This is a genomic window from Candidatus Gracilibacteria bacterium (assembly GCA_041658685.1).
GTDB lineage: Bacteria > Patescibacteriota > Gracilibacteria > UBA1369 > UBA12473 > JBAZZS01.
This window is the reverse complement of record JBAZZS010000001.1, coordinates 500,374-519,501: the sequence shown is the minus strand read 5'-3', so window position 1 is coordinate 519,501 and position 19,128 is coordinate 500,374. Positions and strand designations below refer to the sequence as shown.

The 19,128-nt window shown below is 42.6% G+C and carries 23 protein-coding genes and 3 tRNA genes; 10 read left to right on the top strand and 16 right to left on the bottom strand.

What is annotated here, in order from left to right; genetic code table 25:
* Positions 1-20: 20 nt before the first annotated feature.
* Positions 21-109, top strand: a tRNA-Leu gene (locus tag WC882_02115).
* 222 nt (positions 110-331) lie between these two features.
* Positions 332-408, top strand: a tRNA-Val gene (locus WC882_02110).
* 176 nt (positions 409-584) lie between these two features.
* Here WC882_02110 and WC882_02105 read toward each other — a convergent pair.
* Positions 585-1,514, bottom strand: a complete 930-nt coding sequence (locus tag WC882_02105) for an L-histidine N(alpha)-methyltransferase (protein MFA5842450.1) — start codon at positions 1,512-1,514, stop codon at positions 585-587.
* Positions 1,439-2,533, bottom strand: coding sequence for a radical SAM protein (locus WC882_02100; GenBank protein ID MFA5842449.1), 1,095 nt, complete (start codon positions 2,531-2,533; stop codon positions 1,439-1,441). The genes WC882_02105 and WC882_02100 overlap by 76 nt, the downstream gene beginning before the upstream one ends.
* Positions 2,534-2,643: 110 nt before the next feature.
* Between WC882_02100 and WC882_02095 the strand changes: the two genes are divergently transcribed.
* The 3 genes from WC882_02095 to WC882_02085 all read left to right on the top strand — a co-directional run bounded on the left by WC882_02095 (position 2,644) and on the right by WC882_02085 (position 4,685).
* On the top strand, positions 2,644-3,285 hold the full coding sequence (locus WC882_02095; protein ID MFA5842448.1) for a hypothetical protein: 642 nt from the start codon (positions 2,644-2,646) through the stop codon (positions 3,283-3,285).
* 112 nt (positions 3,286-3,397) lie between these two features.
* A complete protein-coding gene (locus WC882_02090; GenBank protein ID MFA5842447.1) occupies positions 3,398-4,282 on the top strand; it encodes a hypothetical protein in 885 nt (294 codons plus the stop codon).
* 326 nt (positions 4,283-4,608) lie between these two features.
* Positions 4,609-4,685 (top strand) — tRNA-Val (locus WC882_02085).
* Between the two features lie 107 nt (positions 4,686-4,792).
* On the opposite strand, the gene WC882_02080 is transcribed toward WC882_02085, so the two are convergent.
* From WC882_02080 to WC882_02065, 4 genes are all read right to left on the bottom strand, one after another.
* On the bottom strand, positions 4,793-5,032 hold the full coding sequence (locus tag WC882_02080) for a hypothetical protein (GenBank protein ID MFA5842446.1): 240 nt from the start codon (positions 5,030-5,032) through the stop codon (positions 4,793-4,795).
* A 368-nt stretch (positions 5,033-5,400) separates the two neighbouring features.
* Positions 5,401-6,063 carry an RNA pseudouridine synthase gene (locus tag WC882_02075; GenBank protein MFA5842445.1) on the bottom strand — a complete coding sequence of 221 codons (663 nt, stop codon included), beginning with the start codon at positions 6,061-6,063 and terminating at the stop codon, positions 5,401-5,403.
* Positions 6,064-6,154: 91 nt separating this feature from the next.
* The gene (locus WC882_02070) at positions 6,155-7,234 is read right to left on the bottom strand and encodes a sigma factor-like helix-turn-helix DNA-binding protein (protein MFA5842444.1); all 1,080 of its coding nucleotides are present in this window, start codon (positions 7,232-7,234) and stop codon (positions 6,155-6,157) included.
* 65 nt (positions 7,235-7,299) lie between these two features.
* Positions 7,300-8,007: a response regulator transcription factor gene (locus WC882_02065; protein MFA5842443.1), complete on the bottom strand. Its 708-nt coding sequence runs from the start codon at positions 8,005-8,007 to the stop codon at positions 7,300-7,302.
* A gap of 263 nt (positions 8,008-8,270) precedes the next feature.
* On the opposite strand from WC882_02065, the gene WC882_02060 reads away from it, so the two are divergent.
* Complete coding sequence (locus WC882_02060) at positions 8,271-9,050, top strand: helix-turn-helix domain-containing protein (GenBank protein MFA5842442.1); 780 nt, start codon at positions 8,271-8,273, stop codon at positions 9,048-9,050.
* Between the two features lie 98 nt (positions 9,051-9,148).
* Positions 9,149-9,445, top strand: coding sequence for a DUF3467 domain-containing protein (locus WC882_02055; protein MFA5842441.1), 297 nt, complete (start codon positions 9,149-9,151; stop codon positions 9,443-9,445).
* Positions 9,446-9,447: 2 nt separating this feature from the next.
* Here WC882_02055 and WC882_02050 read toward each other — a convergent pair whose 3' ends face one another.
* The 10 genes from WC882_02050 to WC882_02005 form a co-directional block, all read right to left on the bottom strand.
* A complete protein-coding gene (locus WC882_02050; GenBank protein MFA5842440.1) occupies positions 9,448-10,446 on the bottom strand; it encodes an asparaginase in 999 nt (332 codons plus the stop codon).
* Positions 10,427-11,275 carry an urea transporter gene (locus WC882_02045; GenBank protein ID MFA5842439.1) on the bottom strand — a complete coding sequence of 283 codons (849 nt, stop codon included), beginning with the start codon at positions 11,273-11,275 and terminating at the stop codon, positions 10,427-10,429. The genes WC882_02050 and WC882_02045 overlap by 20 nt, the downstream gene beginning before the upstream one ends.
* Positions 11,276-11,308: 33 nt before the next feature.
* Positions 11,309-11,701: a large-conductance mechanosensitive channel protein MscL gene (gene mscL, locus WC882_02040; GenBank protein ID MFA5842438.1), complete on the bottom strand. Its 393-nt coding sequence runs from the start codon at positions 11,699-11,701 to the stop codon at positions 11,309-11,311.
* A gap of 36 nt (positions 11,702-11,737) precedes the next feature.
* A complete protein-coding gene (locus tag WC882_02035) occupies positions 11,738-12,136 on the bottom strand; it encodes a cupin domain-containing protein (GenBank protein MFA5842437.1) in 399 nt (132 codons plus the stop codon).
* Between the two features lie 79 nt (positions 12,137-12,215).
* Entirely contained in the window at positions 12,216-12,815 is a 600-nt protein-coding gene (locus WC882_02030; GenBank protein ID MFA5842436.1) for a lactate utilization protein, read from the bottom strand.
* A 21-nt stretch (positions 12,816-12,836) separates the two neighbouring features.
* Positions 12,837-13,295 carry a hypothetical protein gene (locus WC882_02025; GenBank protein MFA5842435.1) on the bottom strand — a complete coding sequence of 153 codons (459 nt, stop codon included), beginning with the start codon at positions 13,293-13,295 and terminating at the stop codon, positions 12,837-12,839.
* Positions 13,296-13,306: 11 nt separating this feature from the next.
* A complete protein-coding gene (locus WC882_02020) occupies positions 13,307-14,050 on the bottom strand; it encodes a class I SAM-dependent methyltransferase (GenBank protein ID MFA5842434.1) in 744 nt (247 codons plus the stop codon).
* 37 nt (positions 14,051-14,087) lie between these two features.
* Positions 14,088-14,549, bottom strand: a complete 462-nt coding sequence (locus WC882_02015) for a hypothetical protein (protein MFA5842433.1) — start codon at positions 14,547-14,549, stop codon at positions 14,088-14,090.
* Between the two features lie 26 nt (positions 14,550-14,575).
* Positions 14,576-15,094 (bottom strand): hypothetical protein, encoded by a 519-nt coding sequence (locus WC882_02010; GenBank protein ID MFA5842432.1) that lies wholly within the window; start codon positions 15,092-15,094, stop codon positions 14,576-14,578.
* An 11-nt stretch (positions 15,095-15,105) separates the two neighbouring features.
* Positions 15,106-15,858: a DUF6602 domain-containing protein gene (locus tag WC882_02005; GenBank protein MFA5842431.1), complete on the bottom strand. Its 753-nt coding sequence runs from the start codon at positions 15,856-15,858 to the stop codon at positions 15,106-15,108.
* A 211-nt stretch (positions 15,859-16,069) separates the two neighbouring features.
* On the opposite strand from WC882_02005, the gene dtd reads away from it, so the two are divergent.
* The 3 genes from dtd to WC882_01990 are packed head-to-tail and all read left to right on the top strand — an operon-like array spanning position 16,070 to position 19,088.
* A complete protein-coding gene (dtd, locus tag WC882_02000) occupies positions 16,070-16,507 on the top strand; it encodes a D-aminoacyl-tRNA deacylase (GenBank protein ID MFA5842430.1) in 438 nt (145 codons plus the stop codon).
* A gap of 24 nt (positions 16,508-16,531) precedes the next feature.
* A complete protein-coding gene (locus WC882_01995; GenBank protein ID MFA5842429.1) occupies positions 16,532-18,262 on the top strand; it encodes a glycine--tRNA ligase in 1,731 nt (576 codons plus the stop codon).
* A gap of 52 nt (positions 18,263-18,314) precedes the next feature.
* Positions 18,315-19,088 (top strand): matrixin family metalloprotease, encoded by a 774-nt coding sequence (locus tag WC882_01990; protein MFA5842428.1) that lies wholly within the window; start codon positions 18,315-18,317, stop codon positions 19,086-19,088.
* The last annotated feature ends 40 nt before the right edge of the window (positions 19,089-19,128 follow it).

The following is a 19,128-nucleotide window of genomic DNA, read 5'->3' as shown; positions in this document are numbered from 1 at the left end:
AAGGAAATCCTTGATAATGTGCCCAGGTGGCGGAACTGGCAGACGCGCTAGCTTGAGGGGCTAGTGGCCTTTTTTGGTCGTGGAAGTTCAAGTCTTCTCCTGGGCACCATAGACACGAAGCGTAACGAGGGTCCTTAGTTCATGCGATTAGCATTCGCCTTCGGCGAAAGCTTGCAGGACCTCCAGTCAAAGTTTTTTGATAATTGGGTTTGTCCCGCTTTGCGGGACCGTTTTTCGTTCAATCGTCCTTTAACAAACAAGTTTGTTACGGCCGTTTTCACTCGAAACGCCGCCTTTGGCGGACTAACCCTTTTTTCTAACCTTTCCTTACGGGCGATTAGCTCAGCTGGTTAGAGCGCACGATTCACATTCGTGAGGTCACTGGTTCGAGTCCAGTATCGCCCACCAGAGAAAAATTGCTTTGCAATTTTTCTCCTGCATTTTCTTTCTTTCCTCGCATTTTTTCCCTTTCCCCGTTTCTTCCGTACCGGTACGGGATTTTTGTATATCAAAAAAATGAGCCGACTCCCTAGGATGGCTGGTGAGACGGCTCGTTAAAGAAAAACGAGGGGGGATTGAAAATATTACAAAACAGGGTGTGTGAGAGGGCTCGTGCAAGGTCTTACAAGGGTTAATCTCTGATTCCCTTCATTCTCTTGATCAACAATTTCCCAGCCGCTTTTACTGATCATCTCGGTGATTTTTTGTAAACAAGGTTTTTCAGTGATGGAAAGAATCACGGTATTTCCTTTATGGAAAAATACGGTTTGGCCATTGATTTCCACCCTTTTATCAGAGGTAAACGTAAAGGTTTCTTCAACGCGTTGATTTTCTCTGTTAAATCGGATATTTAGGATCCCATCGGATCTGCGTATTCCGATCCTTTCAAGCGGCCTGAATGTGAGTTGTCGATTTTCTGCTGTATTGTATTCGGCCTCTATTTGTTCGGGATCGTTGTTGTCATTTGTTTCCAGCCCTATGAGAAAATAAGCATCGATGTTATGAAGGGCGGTTCTCCATCTTCTCAGGTAAGATTTTATATTTGATTCATTGGTTAGCGTATTGCCCAGTAGAGTTAAAAAGATTTGTCTCGATTCATGCAGTATTTTTTGTAAATTTCCAGGATCGCTGAAATCCATTTCACGATATGCCCTTGAAACTCCGGTGACTTTTTTATGGGTTTTCCTTGCGATTTCAAGCATGTGCGTGCTGATATCGACGGCTGTGTAGCTTGAAAAATTGGCCGCTTGCATCAATTCAAGCGCTTTCACTCCATTCCCGGGGCCAAGATCGATCAAATGCCGTCCTTGAGTGATCCCTTTTTGCCGAGCCAACAGTCTTCGGATGAGAAGGATTTCTTGGGCGAAACCGGTGTACAACGGATTTTCTATAAATCTCAGGAAATCATCCGCCCCTCCGTTCACATAACTGAATCGCGTTAAGGTGTCTGTATAAATTCCTTGCACGTGCTCGTTCGCAATTCCCAGAATTTGATTTTCAAGTTTGGGATTCATATTTGGAGTGTGTTTAAAAATCGATCGAAGTTTGGATTCCTCAGCGGACAGAACCCGCCATCGTCATGTGTTTCAAAATAGCGTTGTTGCAAAGCGCGGACTCGTGCCACGATTTTTTGCAGGGGTAGATCTCGAATATTTCCAATTTGGCCCGCGCTTTCAAAGCAATGGGCGTCGAAAAGTCCTTCTCCGTTGTGGCGGAGGCCTACGCCGTATTGGAAGGTTGCACACAACGGTCTTCCCATGGTTGCCACTGAGGTGTCTGAAACGATCACGGACCCATCGGAATCTCGTGAGATGATGTCGGCATCTTCTTGTTGGGCTTCTCCCAACCCGGGATTTATTTGTGCATCGCCGCGATGGATCATCGGCGCTAAGCTGAAAAATATTTCATCTTGGGTTAAGGCCCGGATTTCTTGGATTTGGCCCCGATTTTGGTCGTTGATGATGGTGTGGATGGCGAGAGGGAATACGGTTCGTCCGTCCACTCTTTGAATCCGTTGTCTAAACATGTCTCTTGCGATTGCCAAATTTTCAATGATCCTTTCATAGGAATTTTTTCTGCCTACAAATTGTTCGTAGCCTTCTTTGTCAGGCATGTCGACGCTGAAGGCAATTGAAACATCATGGGACGCCAGCTCGGTTAATAATGCCTCGTTGAGGAGCGCTCCATTTGTAAAAAGGGTGGTGTGAATTCCTTGTTCAGTGGCATGTCGAAGGATGGCCAGTATTTTTCCCGGATACATAAAAGGTTCTCCTTCTCCGGAAATTTCAAGATGGCGAACTCCAAGCTCGCGAGCGGTATCGATTAAGGATTGAATTTCCTCGATGCTTAAGGTGTCTGCGAATTCAGGGAGACGATTTTGCCCCATCCCTGCGAAACAGAATTTACATCGATAATTGCAGGTGGGGGGAAGGTTCAAGGATAAAAAATCCAAATCGGCTTGTCCGAATCGAACCCCTTCGACTCGTTCATAATAGTGAGGGGATCCTCGGAAAATGCGTTCTTCTGCGGTCATGGTGTGGTTTATTAAGGGTAATGTCCTCTCTTTACAGGGGATTTTTTTAAATATATAATTTCTATATAAAAAATATAAAATATTCAATTTACTGTTAAAAATATAACAATATGATTCGTATTACCGATGTTTTAAAAGAAATCATTCAAGGATGCGATTTGTTGCAATTTGGGTTGGCGCACCGATTGTTGAATCTTTCAAAAGTGGCCGATTATTTAAAACCTCTTGTTGAGGCGCGTACCAAGAAAAAAGTAACGATCCCTTCAATTTTGATGAGTTTGTCGCGTTTACAAAAAACGTATTCGCGCATTATGCCGCAGGCGAGTGATTTTAAATTGAACAATTTAAATGTTTTTACGGATTTGAGTACCGTTACTTTCAATAAAACTCAAAAAGTTTCCGAAAATACGATTCAGTTTTTTGCGCATGTGAAGAAAAAATTGGGCTACATCAATATCACGGAGAGTGGGCATGAAATCACACTGATTTTTGATAAAAAATATATAAAAGAATTGAAAAAAATCGTAAAAGTAGCGCCTAAATATATCAATCAGGATGTGGTTGGGATTGCGGTTATTTTTGATGAAAAACATTATTACCAACCCGGTATTATTTATATGCTTTTTCAGCAAATGACGTTGCAGGGGATCAATGTGATTGAAATTTCTTCCACGTATACGGAGTTGGTTTTGTATTTAGAGCGGAAAGATTTAAAAATTGCGTTTGATAGTTTGTTCAATCGGTTTTTTTAAAACTCAAAAAAATGAGCCGACTCGTTTAATGAATTTTTTGGGTCTGCTTTACTTGACTTATTTGTAGTTTTATTGTAAATTTACACCTTCGTTTTTTAAGATAACTGGAATTATGCCTTTGGATCGATTAAAAGAAGTGGTTTTATCAGGACTCTCTGCAGGAAGAGAGGCGCGCTCGTGTTCTGTTCCGCATGGGGTTGATTCTCATCAGCGCTCTTTTTCTCAAGCTTTGCTTCTTTCAATTGGACTTTTGGCTGCGGGATCGGGGTGTCGAAATGCGGAGGTGGAGACGCAAATGGCCTGGGATGGGAGTTCTGATGCTCGGTGTTTTTCAGATTATAATGTTGCTTATCCGGAAGAAGATCCGGATTTTGTGTCTTTTGGAGCGATGACGGATGATTATCATGATAATTGGCCGGCAGAGGCTTATCCTTTGGGGTATATAGATCCTTATGGAGCGAAAGTGAGTGAGTCGCGCGTTTTTTTGAAAATGGGAAATGAGGTGAATGGGGGAACGGAGGTCGCCATTGCCGGTCATTTTTTAGGTTTTAATGTCGCGGATAATGATAGTATTTTTAACTATCCGGTGGATTATAGTGCTTTTTGTGATGATCCGGAGCGATCTTTTATCGTGTCGATTTATCACCCCAATCCTACGGGAAATTCTGATTTACAGATTGTTGGACGTACGATTCGGCCCATGAAAAAAACGGGAGAGGCGATTACCTTATTTAATAGTTATACTTTTTTTTATGACAATCTTTTGCCTCCGGAAGAGGTTCCCGGGGGTGAAACAGAGGAGGAAGTTGTGGGTGATACGATGGATGTTGAGGTGGAAGAAACGGCTTCTATTAAAGATTTAATTCCCCCTGTCGGGCAAATTGTAGAAGTGCGTGTGGGCCAGATGAAAAATGAGGGGTCAATGACCTTGAGTCAGATGTGGGACGCTTTGGGTTCGGGGCAATATGCAGATGTGACATTGTTTAAAACATATTAAAAGAGCTGGTTTTTGTTCGAGAAAAAGGTTAAATTGTGGGGCGATAAGAGGGCGCTTAGCATCCCACTTCGTGGGAAGCTGGCGGGCCCTCCGGTCAAGGCTTTATTTGAGATTTGGCGCCGCTGGCGCCACTTCTCTCGTTCGGTCGACCTCATACGCGCAAGCGCGATTCGGTCTCCTCACTCGATAAGTCGGCCCCGCAAGCGGGGCCAAATCTCTTTATTCAGCTTTTTACTCCGGGCGAAGCATCCCACTTCGTGGGAAACTTTTCGCCCTCCGTTCACATCTCGAAATTCACGTAAACGTGATTTCTCGATGCTCACTCCGGGCGCTTAGCTCAGTTGGTTAGAGCGTCTGCTTTACACGCAGAAGGTCACTGGTTCGAATCCAGTAGCGCCCACCAGAAAAATTGCGAAGCAATTTTTCTTTTTCCCCGCATTTCTTCTTTATGAAAAAAATAAGATTAGAAAAAGAAACAGTTGGGCTTATTTTTTGTTTTGGGGTTTGTTTTTAGTTTTTATGTACAGCGTTTCGATTGGCTAAAAGGAGGTCGATCCATTGACGGATTCGTATCGCGCAAAAGATAATGATGAGCCAATACACAATAGGGGCAAAAAAGGAGAGAATATCCTGGTTGTCTTGATGAATTTGAGGGACTTCCCATTTTTCTATGTTGCCAAAGGGACTGACCATCAATTCGTAATACGTATAACTCATCAAGGAATAGGGTCTGGAGAAGGCGGCAGCCACAATTGCTTCAATGAATAGCAGGGGTTTAGCGTATGTGAATAGACTGCTTTCAATAATAAATAAGGCAGCGCTTATTGAAATCAATACAAAAAATATTTTTATGGAATTGAATATATCTTTTAAGATTTTTCGTCCAAAGTTTGGCTTTTTTTTTACAGGCAAGAGCATTGAGAAAATAAAAAGAATAAGGAGGTAAAGGGTTACGAAGAGTATTTTTTTTGGGGCATTTTCTAGCTCCAATTTTTCTCCTGTGAAAAAGATAAGAAGACTGGGGATGCTAAGGATGGAAAATATTCCCAGTGTACGGAGGAAAATTTTAAAATTTTCTTTAATATTCATCATAAATAAGTATTTATAGATCGTAGTTTTTACGCGGTCCATGGTACCATTTTTTTGAGCTTTTTTCTCACATCGATTTGTAGGGGAGTGAGGCCCATTTTTCCTGAAAGGATGCCCATACAGCACAGGTGTAATGTTTCAGTCGGTTTCCCTCCGTAAAGCGTGTCTCCGACCAGCGGGGCGCCCGCGGTGGCCATGTGGAGGCGAATTTGATGTCTTACCCCTTTTTTAATTTTGCAACGCACCAGTCGTTTGTTGAGTTTTTCGTAATGGGTTTCGGCGGGGAGCGGTTTTCCGTGATAATGGATTTTTTTATCGGGTAAAAGTGCGGCCATTCTTTTAGGGGATTTGTGCACAATTGGAAATGTTAAGAGTCCGGTTTGGGGCAATTCTCCAAATTTTCCGGATTCAATTTCCACAATATAAATTTTTTCTAAGGTTTCGTCATCGTTGAATCGATCAAAGGCCTCTTTGTTTTTCGCGAACAGCAAAAGTCCGCACGCGTCGTTGTCGAGGCGGTAAAGGAGGCCGCCTTCTTCGGGTTTGAATCCGGTGAAGGTGAAAAGTTCCGGAAACTGGACTTTTACTTGTTTTACAAAACATCCTTGTTCAGTCCCATAGGTGGTGGGGATTCCGGCAGGTTTAAAAAACCCGATGTAGGAAGGGTCCTCGTAGAGAATGGTAACATTCATAAAAATTTACTCTTAAATTCATGGTTCGAGACGTCCCTGTGGGACTCCTCACCATGACAATCCCTTACGAGAGTCTCAATGATAGGTTTTATTACTTTACCCATTGATATCGATCGCCATCAAGCGCTTTGATTTTGGCATTGCTCTTCAAGTTCAGATAAATCGTGATTTTTTTGACTTGTCGTTGCTTTAAAACATCGCGCATGATTTCTTCTCGAGTTTTTGCTTTTCCATCTTTTAAAATGGATTCAAGCACTTCTCCGACCGTGCCGGATTTGTATCCCCATTTATCCAGGGCGTAAATTCCGCGTCCAATCAAAATAAAGTGGTCGTTGCGGATGAGTTCATTGTGTACGGCTTGAACATTGATGCGTTTGGAGTCGAATTTCAAATCGCGAATTTTTTGAGAAATTTCTTCGAAGTGAAGAGGTTTTTTGTCGTGTTCCAAAATAAAATTGATTTTATCGCGGAGTGTGCGAGGATTGATGTGTCTCCATTCTTTGAGTCCCACGCCTTCTTTAACGAATTTGGTCTTTTTGTCGATTTCGAGTACGGAAGCCACGAGAGCATCTATGATTTCTTCATTTGGAATGATGTTTTTGACCTTTTGCGTAATGGTTTTGAGGTCAATGACATCCTTATGGTCGGTGAGGAGTTTGGATCCCACTTCACTGATTTTGCGAAGGGTCGGGAGCTTGATGCTGTTGTATCTCCAATGCGGTTCAAAATCGAGGGTGTTTGCAATTTTAGTGAGTTCGGGATCAAGGGTCAACGATAACTTAAGAGGATTGATGTCCTCGGGAGAGATGTTTTTAAGGGTGTTTAAAATAATGCTGATCAATTTGGTTTCAATGAGAAGGCCTCCATGTTTTTTGATAATGCCCTTGGCCACTTCGTTGATCATTTTGAGTTGGGTATTGAACGCATTTCTTTTGAGCTTACGGAAAGCATTTTTTTCAATTTGGCGAATGCGTTCGCGTGTGACTCCAAAGTGTTTTCCAATGGCCTCCAAGGTTTTTCGTGAATCCATTCCAATCGCGAAGCGATGTTGGATGATGTATCTTTCCTTTTCCGACAGCACCAATAAGAGCTTTTCAACGATTTCCTTAAGATGAGTTTCGTTTAAATCGGAAGGAGTGGTTGAAAAGATGGTAGAAGAGTCCGTGGTCATAGATGGAGGTCTTTAAGGAAGTGAAGTGTGATTAAATTATCACATAACTTTTCACGAGTAAAGGCCTAGACCGAGATTTTCTGAAATGCGAGTTTATAGCCTACACAAGGGATTGTTTTGATGATTGGCTCAGTTGACGATCCGTCAACTTTGTGACGTAAGCGATTAATATGCACATCTACGGTATTGCTGAGAATATTGGTGTTTCGATCCCACACGGTTTCCAAAAGGAAGGTGCGGGTCAGCGCTTTTCCCGGATTTTTGGCCAAGCACAGTAAAAGTGAGAATTCTTTATTTCTTAAATGAATCGATTTGCCGTTGCGTTCCACTTCGCGAGTTTCCACATCAATCAATAAATCGTTCACAAGGATTTGTTTTTGATTGAGGTTTGAATTGAGTTGAGGACGGTGATTCTTTTTGATTTCGATGCGATTGAATTCTTTTAATAAAAGTTTGAAGGGCGTGTTGAACGGGCGAAAATAAATGCCTCCCTTGAAAAGATTTTTATATTGGACGCGCATTGAAAAGGGTGGAAGTGCGCGTGTTAGGACCCACACCGGCACTTCACCAAGACTTTTGATGGTTTTTAGGACGGAGTCGAGGAGGGGGATGTCCCATTCGGCCATGGGAATGAGTACGGCATCGTATTGGCCGTACCACATGTTTTTAATGTTTTCGGGATGGCAAAGGTCGGCGCCGATGTTTTCGTAGCGAAGCGCCCGGTAAAGAAACGGGGCACGCAATATGTGCGTTCTTAATAGGAGAAAATGCATAAATGAGGAGTTAAAAAATGAAGAGGCAGGGCGAGTCTATGGGAGGACGTAAAACGTGTCAAAAAATATTTGTGTTTATTTATTTTGACACAGTTTTTAATATTATTTTTATGGTTTATTAACATTAAAACTATCTGTTGTCGGAGTAAGATCAACGGGTTAATTTTACGCCGTGTAATTGTCTCTCTTTATTGAATGTCAAATTGTCTTGACTTTTATTTGTGCACGGGTTAATATTCATCCCTTTCCCTTAATTTCATCTTATGCTGGAAGCGGAACTCACCCATTTTGGTCTCCGCCCTCGGCAAGCTCGGGTCTATCTCACGTTACTGGCCCTGGGCGAAGCTCCGGCGAGCACGGTGGCGGAACGCGCTTCACTCCCTCGGTTGACTACGTATTCGATTTTGGAACGACTGGAGGAGATGGGTTTGGTTTGTTTTTATGAAAAACGTCGAATGCGTATGTATAAAGGGAATCCGCCCGATGCGTTGCTGAAATGGTGTGACGATCAAATCGGGGTGATTCAAGCGCGACAGTCTCGACTGTCGACTTTAATTCCTCAGCTTAAAAAATATTTTGCTAACAGTGACGGAGAGGCGCTCAAAGAAAAGCCTTTCCGTTTTATTGAGGATCGGTTTTTGTTTCGAAATCGTTTCCAAAAGGCGTTTCAAACGTCTTCGGGGGAATCAGCGGATTGGATTGCGGCGGTCGGGGACATTTCCCGGCCGCTTTTGTTAGAGTTGTTGAAAGAGAGTCCCGTGCCACCGCGATTGTTGGTGCCGTATTCTAAAAAGGAAGGATTTCCGTTGGGGGAGGGCGTGTTGCAACTGTGCCGGGTATTGCCGCGGCATGTAGGGACGTTTTGGGGTATGGGCGGGGATATATGGGTGGCGGGGAGGAAAGTTTTTTTTATTTTTCAAGTGTCGGATCGTTTTTTGGCTGTGGAAATTGAGTATTCTCAGGTGGCGCAAGGAGTGAAGTCGTTGTTTGAAGTGTTGTGGGAATTGGCAAGGGTTTTTGAACACTCAGGAAGCGAAGCGTAGATCCGTAGCCATGCCTAAATTTCATGGTTGGCTTTTTTCTCCATAAAAAGGTATAATTTATATGGTTTCTTTCATTTATTTTTTAAATTTCAATTTTTATGGCCGATCAAAAAGCGCAAGCTCAGGGTGATGATAAAGGCGCCCCTCAACAATCCGTTCAACTTAAGGTCGCGGAAGAACAACAAGCCGGTTCTTACGCCAATGCGGTTTCCGTGAATCTCAATCAGAATGAAGTGATCATCGATTTCGGATACATTGTGCCGAATATGAAACCGACCACGATTAAGGTTGTAAGCCGTATCAATATGACGCATCGAACCGCGGAATCGTTTTTGAAGGTTTTGCAAAACGCGGTGTTGGATTGGAGAAATAAGCAAAAAGACGATAAAAAATAAAGCTATTCTTCCATCGTAATTTCTCCGGCAAAATCCGTTGCCATCATGGTTTTGATTTTCCCCATATTGTGCGTGTGACCCAAGCACCACATGAGTTTGGTGAGGCAGGCTTCGGTGGTCATGTCTTTGGCTTCGATCACGCCGGCTTTGAGGGCTTGATATCCCACTTCGTAAGAGCGAAGATTGGTGCTGCCGTGTTCCATTTGTGTGCTGACCACTATCGGGATTCCTTTGGCGATTTCTCTTTTTAAAATGGGCATGAGATTGTGGGGGATATTCCCCGGACCAAACCCACGGAGCACGATGCCTTCGATCCCGGCTTGAAGAATGCGGGACAGGCAATCCGGTTCAAAGCCAGGAAAAACCGTGATCATGGCTACTTTGTTATTAAATTGAGGGCGAAATTCCAGGATGCGCTTGCGACGTTTTTTGCGCCATGAATTGAGCACGGCCGGATGTTTGATTTCTCCCAAAAGCGGGTAATTGTAGGATTTAAAGACATTGAACAGCGCTTCACGAGATTTGGTGGTGCGATTGCCTCGTAAGATTTTACTCCCAAAAACAATGGCCACTTCGGCGAGGTCGTAAGTGGCAACTTCACACGCGTAAATCAGATTGTTTCGCCCATCGCTGCCGAGTTCGCTGAGCGGGATGAGGGCTCCGGTGAGGATCACGGGTTTGCTGAGTTTTTGTAGGGCGAATGAGAGAGCGGAGGCGGTGTACGCCATGGTGTCGGTGCCGTGCGCGATTACGAAACCGTCGTATTTGTCGTATTGGTCGTGGATGCAGGTGGCGAGTGTGGCCCAGTTTTCGGGTTTCATGTTGGTGCTGTCCATGTTCATGACCCATTCGAATTCGAGGTGCATTTCTTTTTGAATCTCCGGGATGAGGCGGAAAATGGCGTCCGGGTTGGTGACGGGCTCGAGGGCGCCGGTGTGCGGGTTTTTGACCATTCCGATCGTGCCTCCGGCAAATAAAACTTTAATGTGCGGTCGTGCCATGCAATAATTTTTTTATTAATAAAGTTCCCCAGGTCGCAATTACGAACGGGGCGGTGAGAGTGATGAGTCCGATTTGGCCCAAACCGTATTGGAGGAAAACGGATAAGAGAATGGCGAATGTGGCGAATAAAAATGCGCTCCATTTTTTGTCACTCAAGGCGATGCCGCAAAGCACGGCGTTGTAGCCAAAGAGCCCGAGGTTGATGGAGGCGAGAGGCAAGGAGAGTAACAAAGCGAAGGCTCCTCCCAATAAGGAGCCGTAAAGCGCGTAAAGGGCGGCGGTGCGAGAGCTGACAATGAGGGCTAAAAGGAACAGGGCGCCGGTGACGATATTTCCTTGAAACATGACTTGCCCGAATCCCATACCGCTTGCGGAGAGTGCATTGAGGGAGGTTTCTGCGGGTAACGTGGAATTGGCTAAGGAGGAGAGATGGAAAAAGGGAAGCCCGAAAATTATCACCCAAGTCGCAAGGACAAAAGGTGCGGTGAAGGCCGGCATTCTTTTTTTCATCTCGTGCATGATTACAGTGGAGAGAATGGCTCCGAGTATGATGGCCACGGTTGTGGTTACACTAACTCCGAAAAAGAACCACACCGCGATGCCTACCAAAGTTCCGTTGAATCCGTATAAACCGTTTTCGATGTCCTGTTTTGAGTTTTTGAAAATCAATGCAAAAAGTGTGCTGATAACGTTTCCCAAGAGTGCGCCCACTCCAAAAATCCATGAGTTGTAAAAAATCCCGGCTAAAAATAAGAGTCCGGTGAGCGCGTTGTTTTGCAACATCACTTGTCCCACGCCGCGCAAGAGGGTGCGAATGGCATTTTTCATAATGATTTTATAAAAAATATTTCGTGGATTATCTTAACAGGATTTTTTCTTGAGCGCATCTCTTATTTCTCGGAGCAATAGGACTTCTTCCGATGTTTTTTCCGCTTTTGTTTCTTCTTTCTTCTTAAGCTTATTGAGTTGTTTCACGAGGATGAAAATCGAGAAGGAAATGATGAGGAAATCAATCATGGTATTGATGAAAATGCCGTAGTTGAGCGTGACCGCGGGGTCGGTGTCGGTGGCTTGTTTTAAGGTGAGAGAAAGTGTTGAGAAATCCATCCCGCCGGTGAGTACGCCGATCGGGGGCATGATGATGTCTGCGACCAAGGAGCTGACGATTTTCCCGAACGCACCGCCAATGATGACGCCGATGACCATGTCCATGACATTGCCTTTGATGGCGAATTTTTTAAATTCTTGGAACATAAAAAAAGAGGTTAAAAAGCAAATGGTTTATGCTTTTTACTCGGTTGTTTTTCCGTCGAATTCCGCTTCTTGCGCTTCGGCCTCTGCTTTGGTGGCGCGGACAATGCCGTCTTTGTGATGGGCAGGGGAGTAGATCGTGTACAGTTTCAAATCTTCGGAGGCGGAGGTGTTGATGATGTTGTGTTGCGCGCCGCAGGGAACGATGATCACGTCGCCGTCTGCGAGTAAGTATTCGTTTCCGTCGATGATGGCTTTGCCTTGGCCTTTTTCAAAACGGAAGAATTGGTCGTTGTCCGGGTGGACTTCCATGCCGATTTCTTCGTTGGGTTTGAGAGACATGAGCACGAGTTGGCAGTGTTTGCCGGTGTAGAGCACTTTGCGGAAATTGGCGTTTTCCACAGTGGCTTTTTCAATGTTGGAGTGAAAACCTTTCATGGGGAGAGGGTTAGGGGTGAAAAATTCTTATGCAAAGCTTATCATGGATCCCTGATTGCAAGAAATGAGAGCGTTTAATTTAATATCCCAAGGATTCTTCTACTAAAATGATAATGATTCGATTTTTTTCGTCGGATTTTTTAATCACAGAAAAAACGTTTTGGATATTTTTAATGGTGTATTTGGGAGGTTTGTTGTGGAGGAGCGCTTTTTGGTTCAGTCGTTCTACGTTTTTGGGAGCGGCTATTTTATTGATTCTTTTAAATCCTTGTTCGGTGCCTTTTACGATTTTATTTTTACCTACAATTAAAAGGACTTTTTTGGGGCCATAGGAGAAGGCCGCGGTTCGATTGCCGGAACCATCTACGTTGATGAGAAATCCGGATTCGGATAAGGCATTGGAGCTGGCCACAAATACATCGGCGAGCATTCCTTGGCGGCGACGTTCTTTGTTTTCTTCCATGGAGATCCCGGGTTCGTATTGGTCAAAAAGATGAAATGTTTTTTCCTGGCGCATCCAGTCCAACAGCCCAATTTCTTTTACGGTTTCGGAGCCTCCCAGACCAATGGATTGTGCGTTTTTTAGGATTTTTTTAGCTTCTTCACACGCTTCTTTGGCTGTGGCTACATGAATGACTTGGAATCCGTTTTTTTCTAGATTTTTAATGATTTTTTGCATGGATAGGAGTGGGATTAAAATTTAATTCGTTTGCAATAAATCCTCGGGCAAAACCCATTTTCCGATGTCCATGGCATTGCAGGCTTGAGCTTGATATCCCGCTTCTTCAACGGAAATGGGGGAGCCGCCGTAATCGTAAGACCAGGCAATGCTTTCGGAAACCGTGCCCGGGGTGGCTTGGCAGCCGCCCAAGTCCGAGTAGGGGCAGGAATCGAGGGAGAAAGTACCTTCGGTGCAGGATAATTTCATTCGTTCTTCGGTGAACAGAGATCCCACAAAATCGACACAAACGCTTTGTTCGTTGATGAAATTGCAGCTGCCGCGCACCGTGGCTTTTTCGTCGGTTTCGATTAGGGGTTTGACGTCTTCTTCATAATTTGAGGTCTGGTCCGGGGGTAATTCATCTCCGCAACCGGGGGTTAGCAAGAGGAAAGTTAAGGCGAGAAGCGGGAGAAGAATGAGTCGAAACTTGGAGGGCATGGGGGAGGGGGTTAAGGTTTTTTATATCCTAAAATCATGAATTCTGAAATATTTTGTGGCATTTTTGGATATACTTTTTTGATGAATTTTGAGGTGAATAATGGGTATTTTTCTAGTAATTTTTTGTAACCTAATGTGGCGAAGATTTTGTCGTATTCTTTTGCGCTTCGTGGGAAAACATCAGTTTTTCTATTTTCTCCGAAATTGAATATTAGTTTTTTGATGCCTTTGCTCTTTGGCGGTTGTTCGTAGTCAACGCCGTTTTTCAACCCTTCACGTACCCACTTTTCATTAAAGACCGCAAAACATAAATATCCGCCTTTGGTTAGGCTGGAGTGCAGGTCTTTGATGGTTTGCTCGATGTCTTCAATGAAGGGGAACACCAAGATGGAAATGATTAAATCAAACGGACCTTCTTTTTTGGCGATTGCGACGGCTTTTTTGCTGTTTCCGAGATGTAAATGGATGAGAGGATCGATGTTCTTTTTCGCAATTTTGATCATTCCTTGAGAATAATCAATGCCGGTGGTGGTGAATCCCAGTGAATGTAATTCAGCGCAAATTTGACCTGTTCCACAGCCGAAATCCAGAACTCTTTTGTCTTTTATATTTTTGACATTTTTTTGGATGAATTTTTTGAAAACGGGCCAGGCAAAATAGAGATTTTCCACGGCCTCGAGTTCAATGTTGTTGTCGTTGAAATTTTTAAAATATTTTTGACTTAGGTGGTCCCAGATTTTGGGTGGGTTTTGCATGGGATTTATTGGTTTGTTAGAGCTTTTTTTATAATATTTATTTTGTGATGGCTTCTATGTTGATTGATGCAAAGTATGCAAGAAGCCCTAGGCCAAGGATTAATGTTATTAACGAAATATGATTTATTATATTTCCAAAAATTGCCCAGTAAGTTTTCATGTATTTTCGACTCATTTTTACTTCGGTTGGGTTCTCAAACCAATAATCTAGTTTTTCCCCTCTTTTATCTAACGCTTTTATAGAAAAATAATAAGTTAAAATATTTAGTATTAAAGTAACGAAGAAAAATGCCCAAGAGCTTTTTAGATATTTGATTTCAGTTATATTTTTAAGTGTTACGATTTTATCAATGAAAGGGATCGTAAGGATAATCGCTTGAGTCGATATAATAAAAATGAGCTTGTCTAATTTGTTTGATGTTTGGTTAAGGGTTTCATTAAGGTTTTGCACCGTTTGATCATAGAATTTTTGATCTTTTTCTTCTTGAGATATAGGCATAAAAATTTATTTAATTAATTTGTGTATTAGTTGTAAGATTTTTTTTCGATAAATTCTTCGGCTAATTTATATAAATAGCCAAATGCCATATTTCTGTAGGCTAATTCATGAAAAATCTCTGAATTGTCTTTACTGATTTCTTTTTCTTTTAATGTATTGTTAACGAAATCTTCTGCATATGCCTCGAAGATTTTTCGTGTGTCTTCAAAAGGGATTAAGGAATAATCAGCTATTTTTTCTGATAATCCAATTTTATTATGTTTATCGAGGTAATTAGCGATTTCTTCGGTTTTTTCTTTTGTGTTTCTTTTAGAATTTAGAATGTTTTGGATTTGTTGATCTGGTTTTTTTGCTGGTTTTAAATTTAATAAGGTCTCAGTACATCTTAAATAATATCCAGTAACCATGGGGGTTTTTAACGATGTGGCAGAAGAATCTTGAGGGAATAGTTTATCAAGATGTTTCTTGAAATTGGCGCTTAAATATTTGTTTGGCTGTTTGATGCATACAATGTAGGCGCTTTCAAATAATTGGAAATCTATCATGGGGTAAAAATTTAAAATAAATAGTGTAGCAATATGTTATCCATGGTTATAGATCTTTGTATGTTGGCTGATAAAAAAATCAAAAGATCGAAAAGTACTTGATTGCTATCTGTGGCTATAAATCCTTTTTGTGTTTCATTCCCGCCGATAATAAATTGTAATGAGCCTTGTCCGTCGCCAAAATTAATTATTCTCCCTTCATTTAATACAAAAATTCCATCTAAAATAGATTCCGCTTTTAATCTGTTTTCTTTTAAATATTTATCAATTTTAGGGCCGATGCTTGTAAATTTTAGTTTAGATTCAAAAGCAAAAAGAAAATATGGTGGATTTTTAATGAATCTATCGTCGCTGGGTTTATTTTCATAAAATCCTTTTAGGCGGACTGCTTCAAGTTCTTTGTATTTTTGTGAAGCTTTTAAAGAGTTGACTAATTCTTTACTGTTGAGGCTTGTTTTTATTTCTCCTACAGCAGAAACTCCTTCAATAAAAAATAAACCAGGCTCACGTGTTCCTGGTTTAAAACTAAATGGATGATTTTCGTTTGTAATAATTATGTCGCATTGTCCACTTCTTTTTGCTTTTGAATCGATTATTTCCCCACAACCTATTTCGAATCTTTTTGGTAAATATTTTTTTAAAAATTCCGCAAAGACAGTTTCCATTTTAGTTCCTTTGTTGCCGGAATGGTTAAAAGATTCTCTCACTTTTTCGAGCTCGGCAAGCATTTGTTTTGAGATTGCATCAATTTCTTTTTTGATCATATTGAGAGAAAATAATGGAACATAATAGTTTTATATATTCTAATGTGCATTGGAAGGAGATTTAAAATTTATTTTGCCGATTTTTTTAGGCGAATAAAATTTTAAATTCAATTCAATCTTACCACCAATCCTTTCTTCAAGAAATCACTCGTTTTTTGCGTAAAAAAAAAGAATCTGCTATCTTATCCCCGAACTTTTTAACCTTTTACTTATGCGTGCGCTCATTCAACGCGTGTCTCGCGCTCAGGTGTCGGTGCAGGGGGGTGTGAAAAGCAAAATCGGCCCCGGGCTCCTTGTATTTTTGGGTGTGACGCACACGGACACCGAGGAACAAGCCAAAAAATTGGCGGACAAGATTGTGCATTTGAGGATTTTTTCGGATGAAGAAGATAAAATGAACCTTTCCGTGCTCGATACCAATGGCGAAATCATGGTGGTGTCTCAATTCACACTGTACGGGGACACCAAGGGCAGTCGTCGGCCGAGTTTTACCGAGGCGGCGCGGCCCGAGCAAGCCGAGGCCCTGTATCTTAAATTTGTGGATTATGCGAATGATTTTGGCGTGAAAGTTCAGACCGGGCAGTTTCAGGCCATGATGGAGGTCGAGTTGGTGAATGATGGGCCGGTGACACTCATGATAGAGGCATAAATTTACTTTTTAATCAGAATTATTATGGCGGACGCGGAAATTTCAGTCATGGATAAGGTTATTTCGTTGTGCAAACGCCGGGGATTTGTTTTCCCGGGGTCTGAGATTTATGGCGGGTTGGCCAACACGTGGGACTACGGTCCGTACGGGGTTTTGCTCAAAAATAATCTCAAGCAGTTGTGGTGGAAAACGTTTGTGCAGGAACGTGACGATATGGTGGGCCTCGATGCTGCGATTTTGATGAATCCGCGTGTGTGGGAGGCGAGTGGGCATGTGGAAAATTTTTCCGATCCGCTCGTGGATTGCAAGTCCTGCAAAGAGCGATTCCGCGGGGATAAATTGATTGAAGAAAAGTATGACACAGAGATGGATAAGATAAAAAATAAGTTTTTTAGAGGAAAAATTGAAAGTTTGAAAAGTTCATTGGAGCATTTATTGGGTAAAAGCGAAAATTCTGTCGGAGATACAGCTGAAATAGCTGAAAATTTAGCTATAGTTTCTCTTATGGAACGGATGATATCCAGTTTGGAGAAATTTGATCGTTCACGATTAGATCAATTCCAACCTAACAAGAAGAATGATCGATTTTCTCTTTTAATGGATCCTTTGCGGACATCTGAGGTTTTTGATTTAGTTTCTTTATTTAAAGATGATTTGAAATTTATAAGTTATTTTTTAACAGAAAATAAAATTCCGTGTCCCAAGTGTGGAAAATGCAACTTCACCGAGGCGCGCGCGTTCAATTGTATGTTTCGTACCTACCAAGGTGTGATCGAGGAGACGGCGGCGTTGGTTTATCTTCGTCCCGAGACGGCGCAGGGGATTTTTACGAATTTTAAAAACGTGCTCAACACCTCGCGCAAAAAAATTCCGTTTGGCATTGCCCAGATTGGGAAATCGTTCCGCAACGAGATCACTCCGGGCAACTTCACGTTCCGAACTCGTGAGTTCGAACAGATGGAAATCGAGTATTTCATCAAGGAAAAAGATTGGGAGCCGCTGTTCGACGAATGGGAAAAGGCGGCGTGGGATTTTTTTAAAAAACTCGGGATTGCAGAAGAGAATTTGCGTTTCCGCCCACACGACTCCAAGGAGCTTTCGCACTATTCTAAGCGCACCAAGGATGTCGAATACCGGTTTCCGTTTGGGTGGGGTGAGCTCATGGGTCTGGCGTATCGAACGGATTTTGATTTGCGCCGACATATGGAATTTAGCGGTGAGAAATTGACCGTGCTTGAGGAAGATCAGGAGCCGTTCATTCCGCATGTGATTGAGCCGTCGTTTGGGGTGGATCGAACCTTATTGACGGTTTTGCTCGATGCGTATCATGAGGATGAGGTGGAAGGGGAAGTTCGTGTGGTCATGCGTTTTGCCAAGGCATTGGCGCCGATTAAAGTTGCGGTGTTGCCGTTGTCCAAAAAGCTCGAAGACGATGCTAAAAAAGTGTCGGATCATCTCAAAAAGTTTTTTTCGACGGAATTTGACGTGAGCGGGTCGATTGGCAAGCGTTATCGTCGCCAGGATGAGATTGGGACGCCGTATTGCGTGACCTTTGACTTCGATTCGTTGAACGACCAAAAAGTCACGGTTCGCGACCGCGATGCCATGACCCAAGACCGCGTGCCGATTGAGGGGTTGGAGAAGTTTTTGGGGGAGAAGTTGGCACAGTGAGGGAAATACGGGGAGGGAGGACACTTCACTCGCCTTATGGCTCGTTTCGTGTCTGCGGGCAGAGTTTTTATTGACAAAAGCTAGAATATGTTATAGTCTACATTCTTGTTTTTCATCATTTTTAAATTTTCTCCCTATGGCAAGATTACTTCCTATGTTGGCGGCGACTGCTATGTTCGGACTGGGAGAAGGGTGCGCTCAGCCTGAGTGCGCTGGCTCTGATTCAGAGTATACGGCTATGATGACCGATAGGTGGGGTGCTCAAGGGATTTTTAATGAGCAAAAGGATGGGAGTCATGGTTTTGAAGGATTTAGTTATTGGGATAAAAATCCAACGGTTCATGTGAAGTTGAATCCGATTTTGGAAGAGGCGGTTGCTGAATCGGTCGAAAAATTTAATGTTTTGCTTGCTTCTGATAATCTTCCTACTGTTGATTTGAGTTTGAGTGGAGATTATGATGATTTCCAAATCGATCCGGCTGAAGATCTTCCCGAAATTGCAGAACGGGTAAAGCTGGGAGATATTTTAGTGGCGAGTGTGGATTTAGATCATTTTGATGAGGTCGAGAATCCGGCTTTTACGATTTCGGGCACAACGGGGATTCATAGAAAAGATTGTCTTAGCACAAGGATTGAGAGTGTTGCGATTGTTACGAATCCCACTTATGAAAATGGGGTAGACCTATGGACCGTGAATCATGAAATAGGGCATGCTTTAGGGTTAGAGCATGCTTTGGATTTCGGTTCTCTTATGTACGAGCATGGAGGAGGCGCTATTTTCCCTGATCCCAATGCTGAAGGTATGGGTTTGTATTGTGCTTATAATGCTTGGGATGATCCGGAAACGTGTTTGGATCGAGAATTTACTTTGTCGGATGGGTCTGTGGTGAATATGAGGGATGGGTATTAAGGGCTCGCTTTTTTGTTCGGTTTGTGATAAAATAATAAGA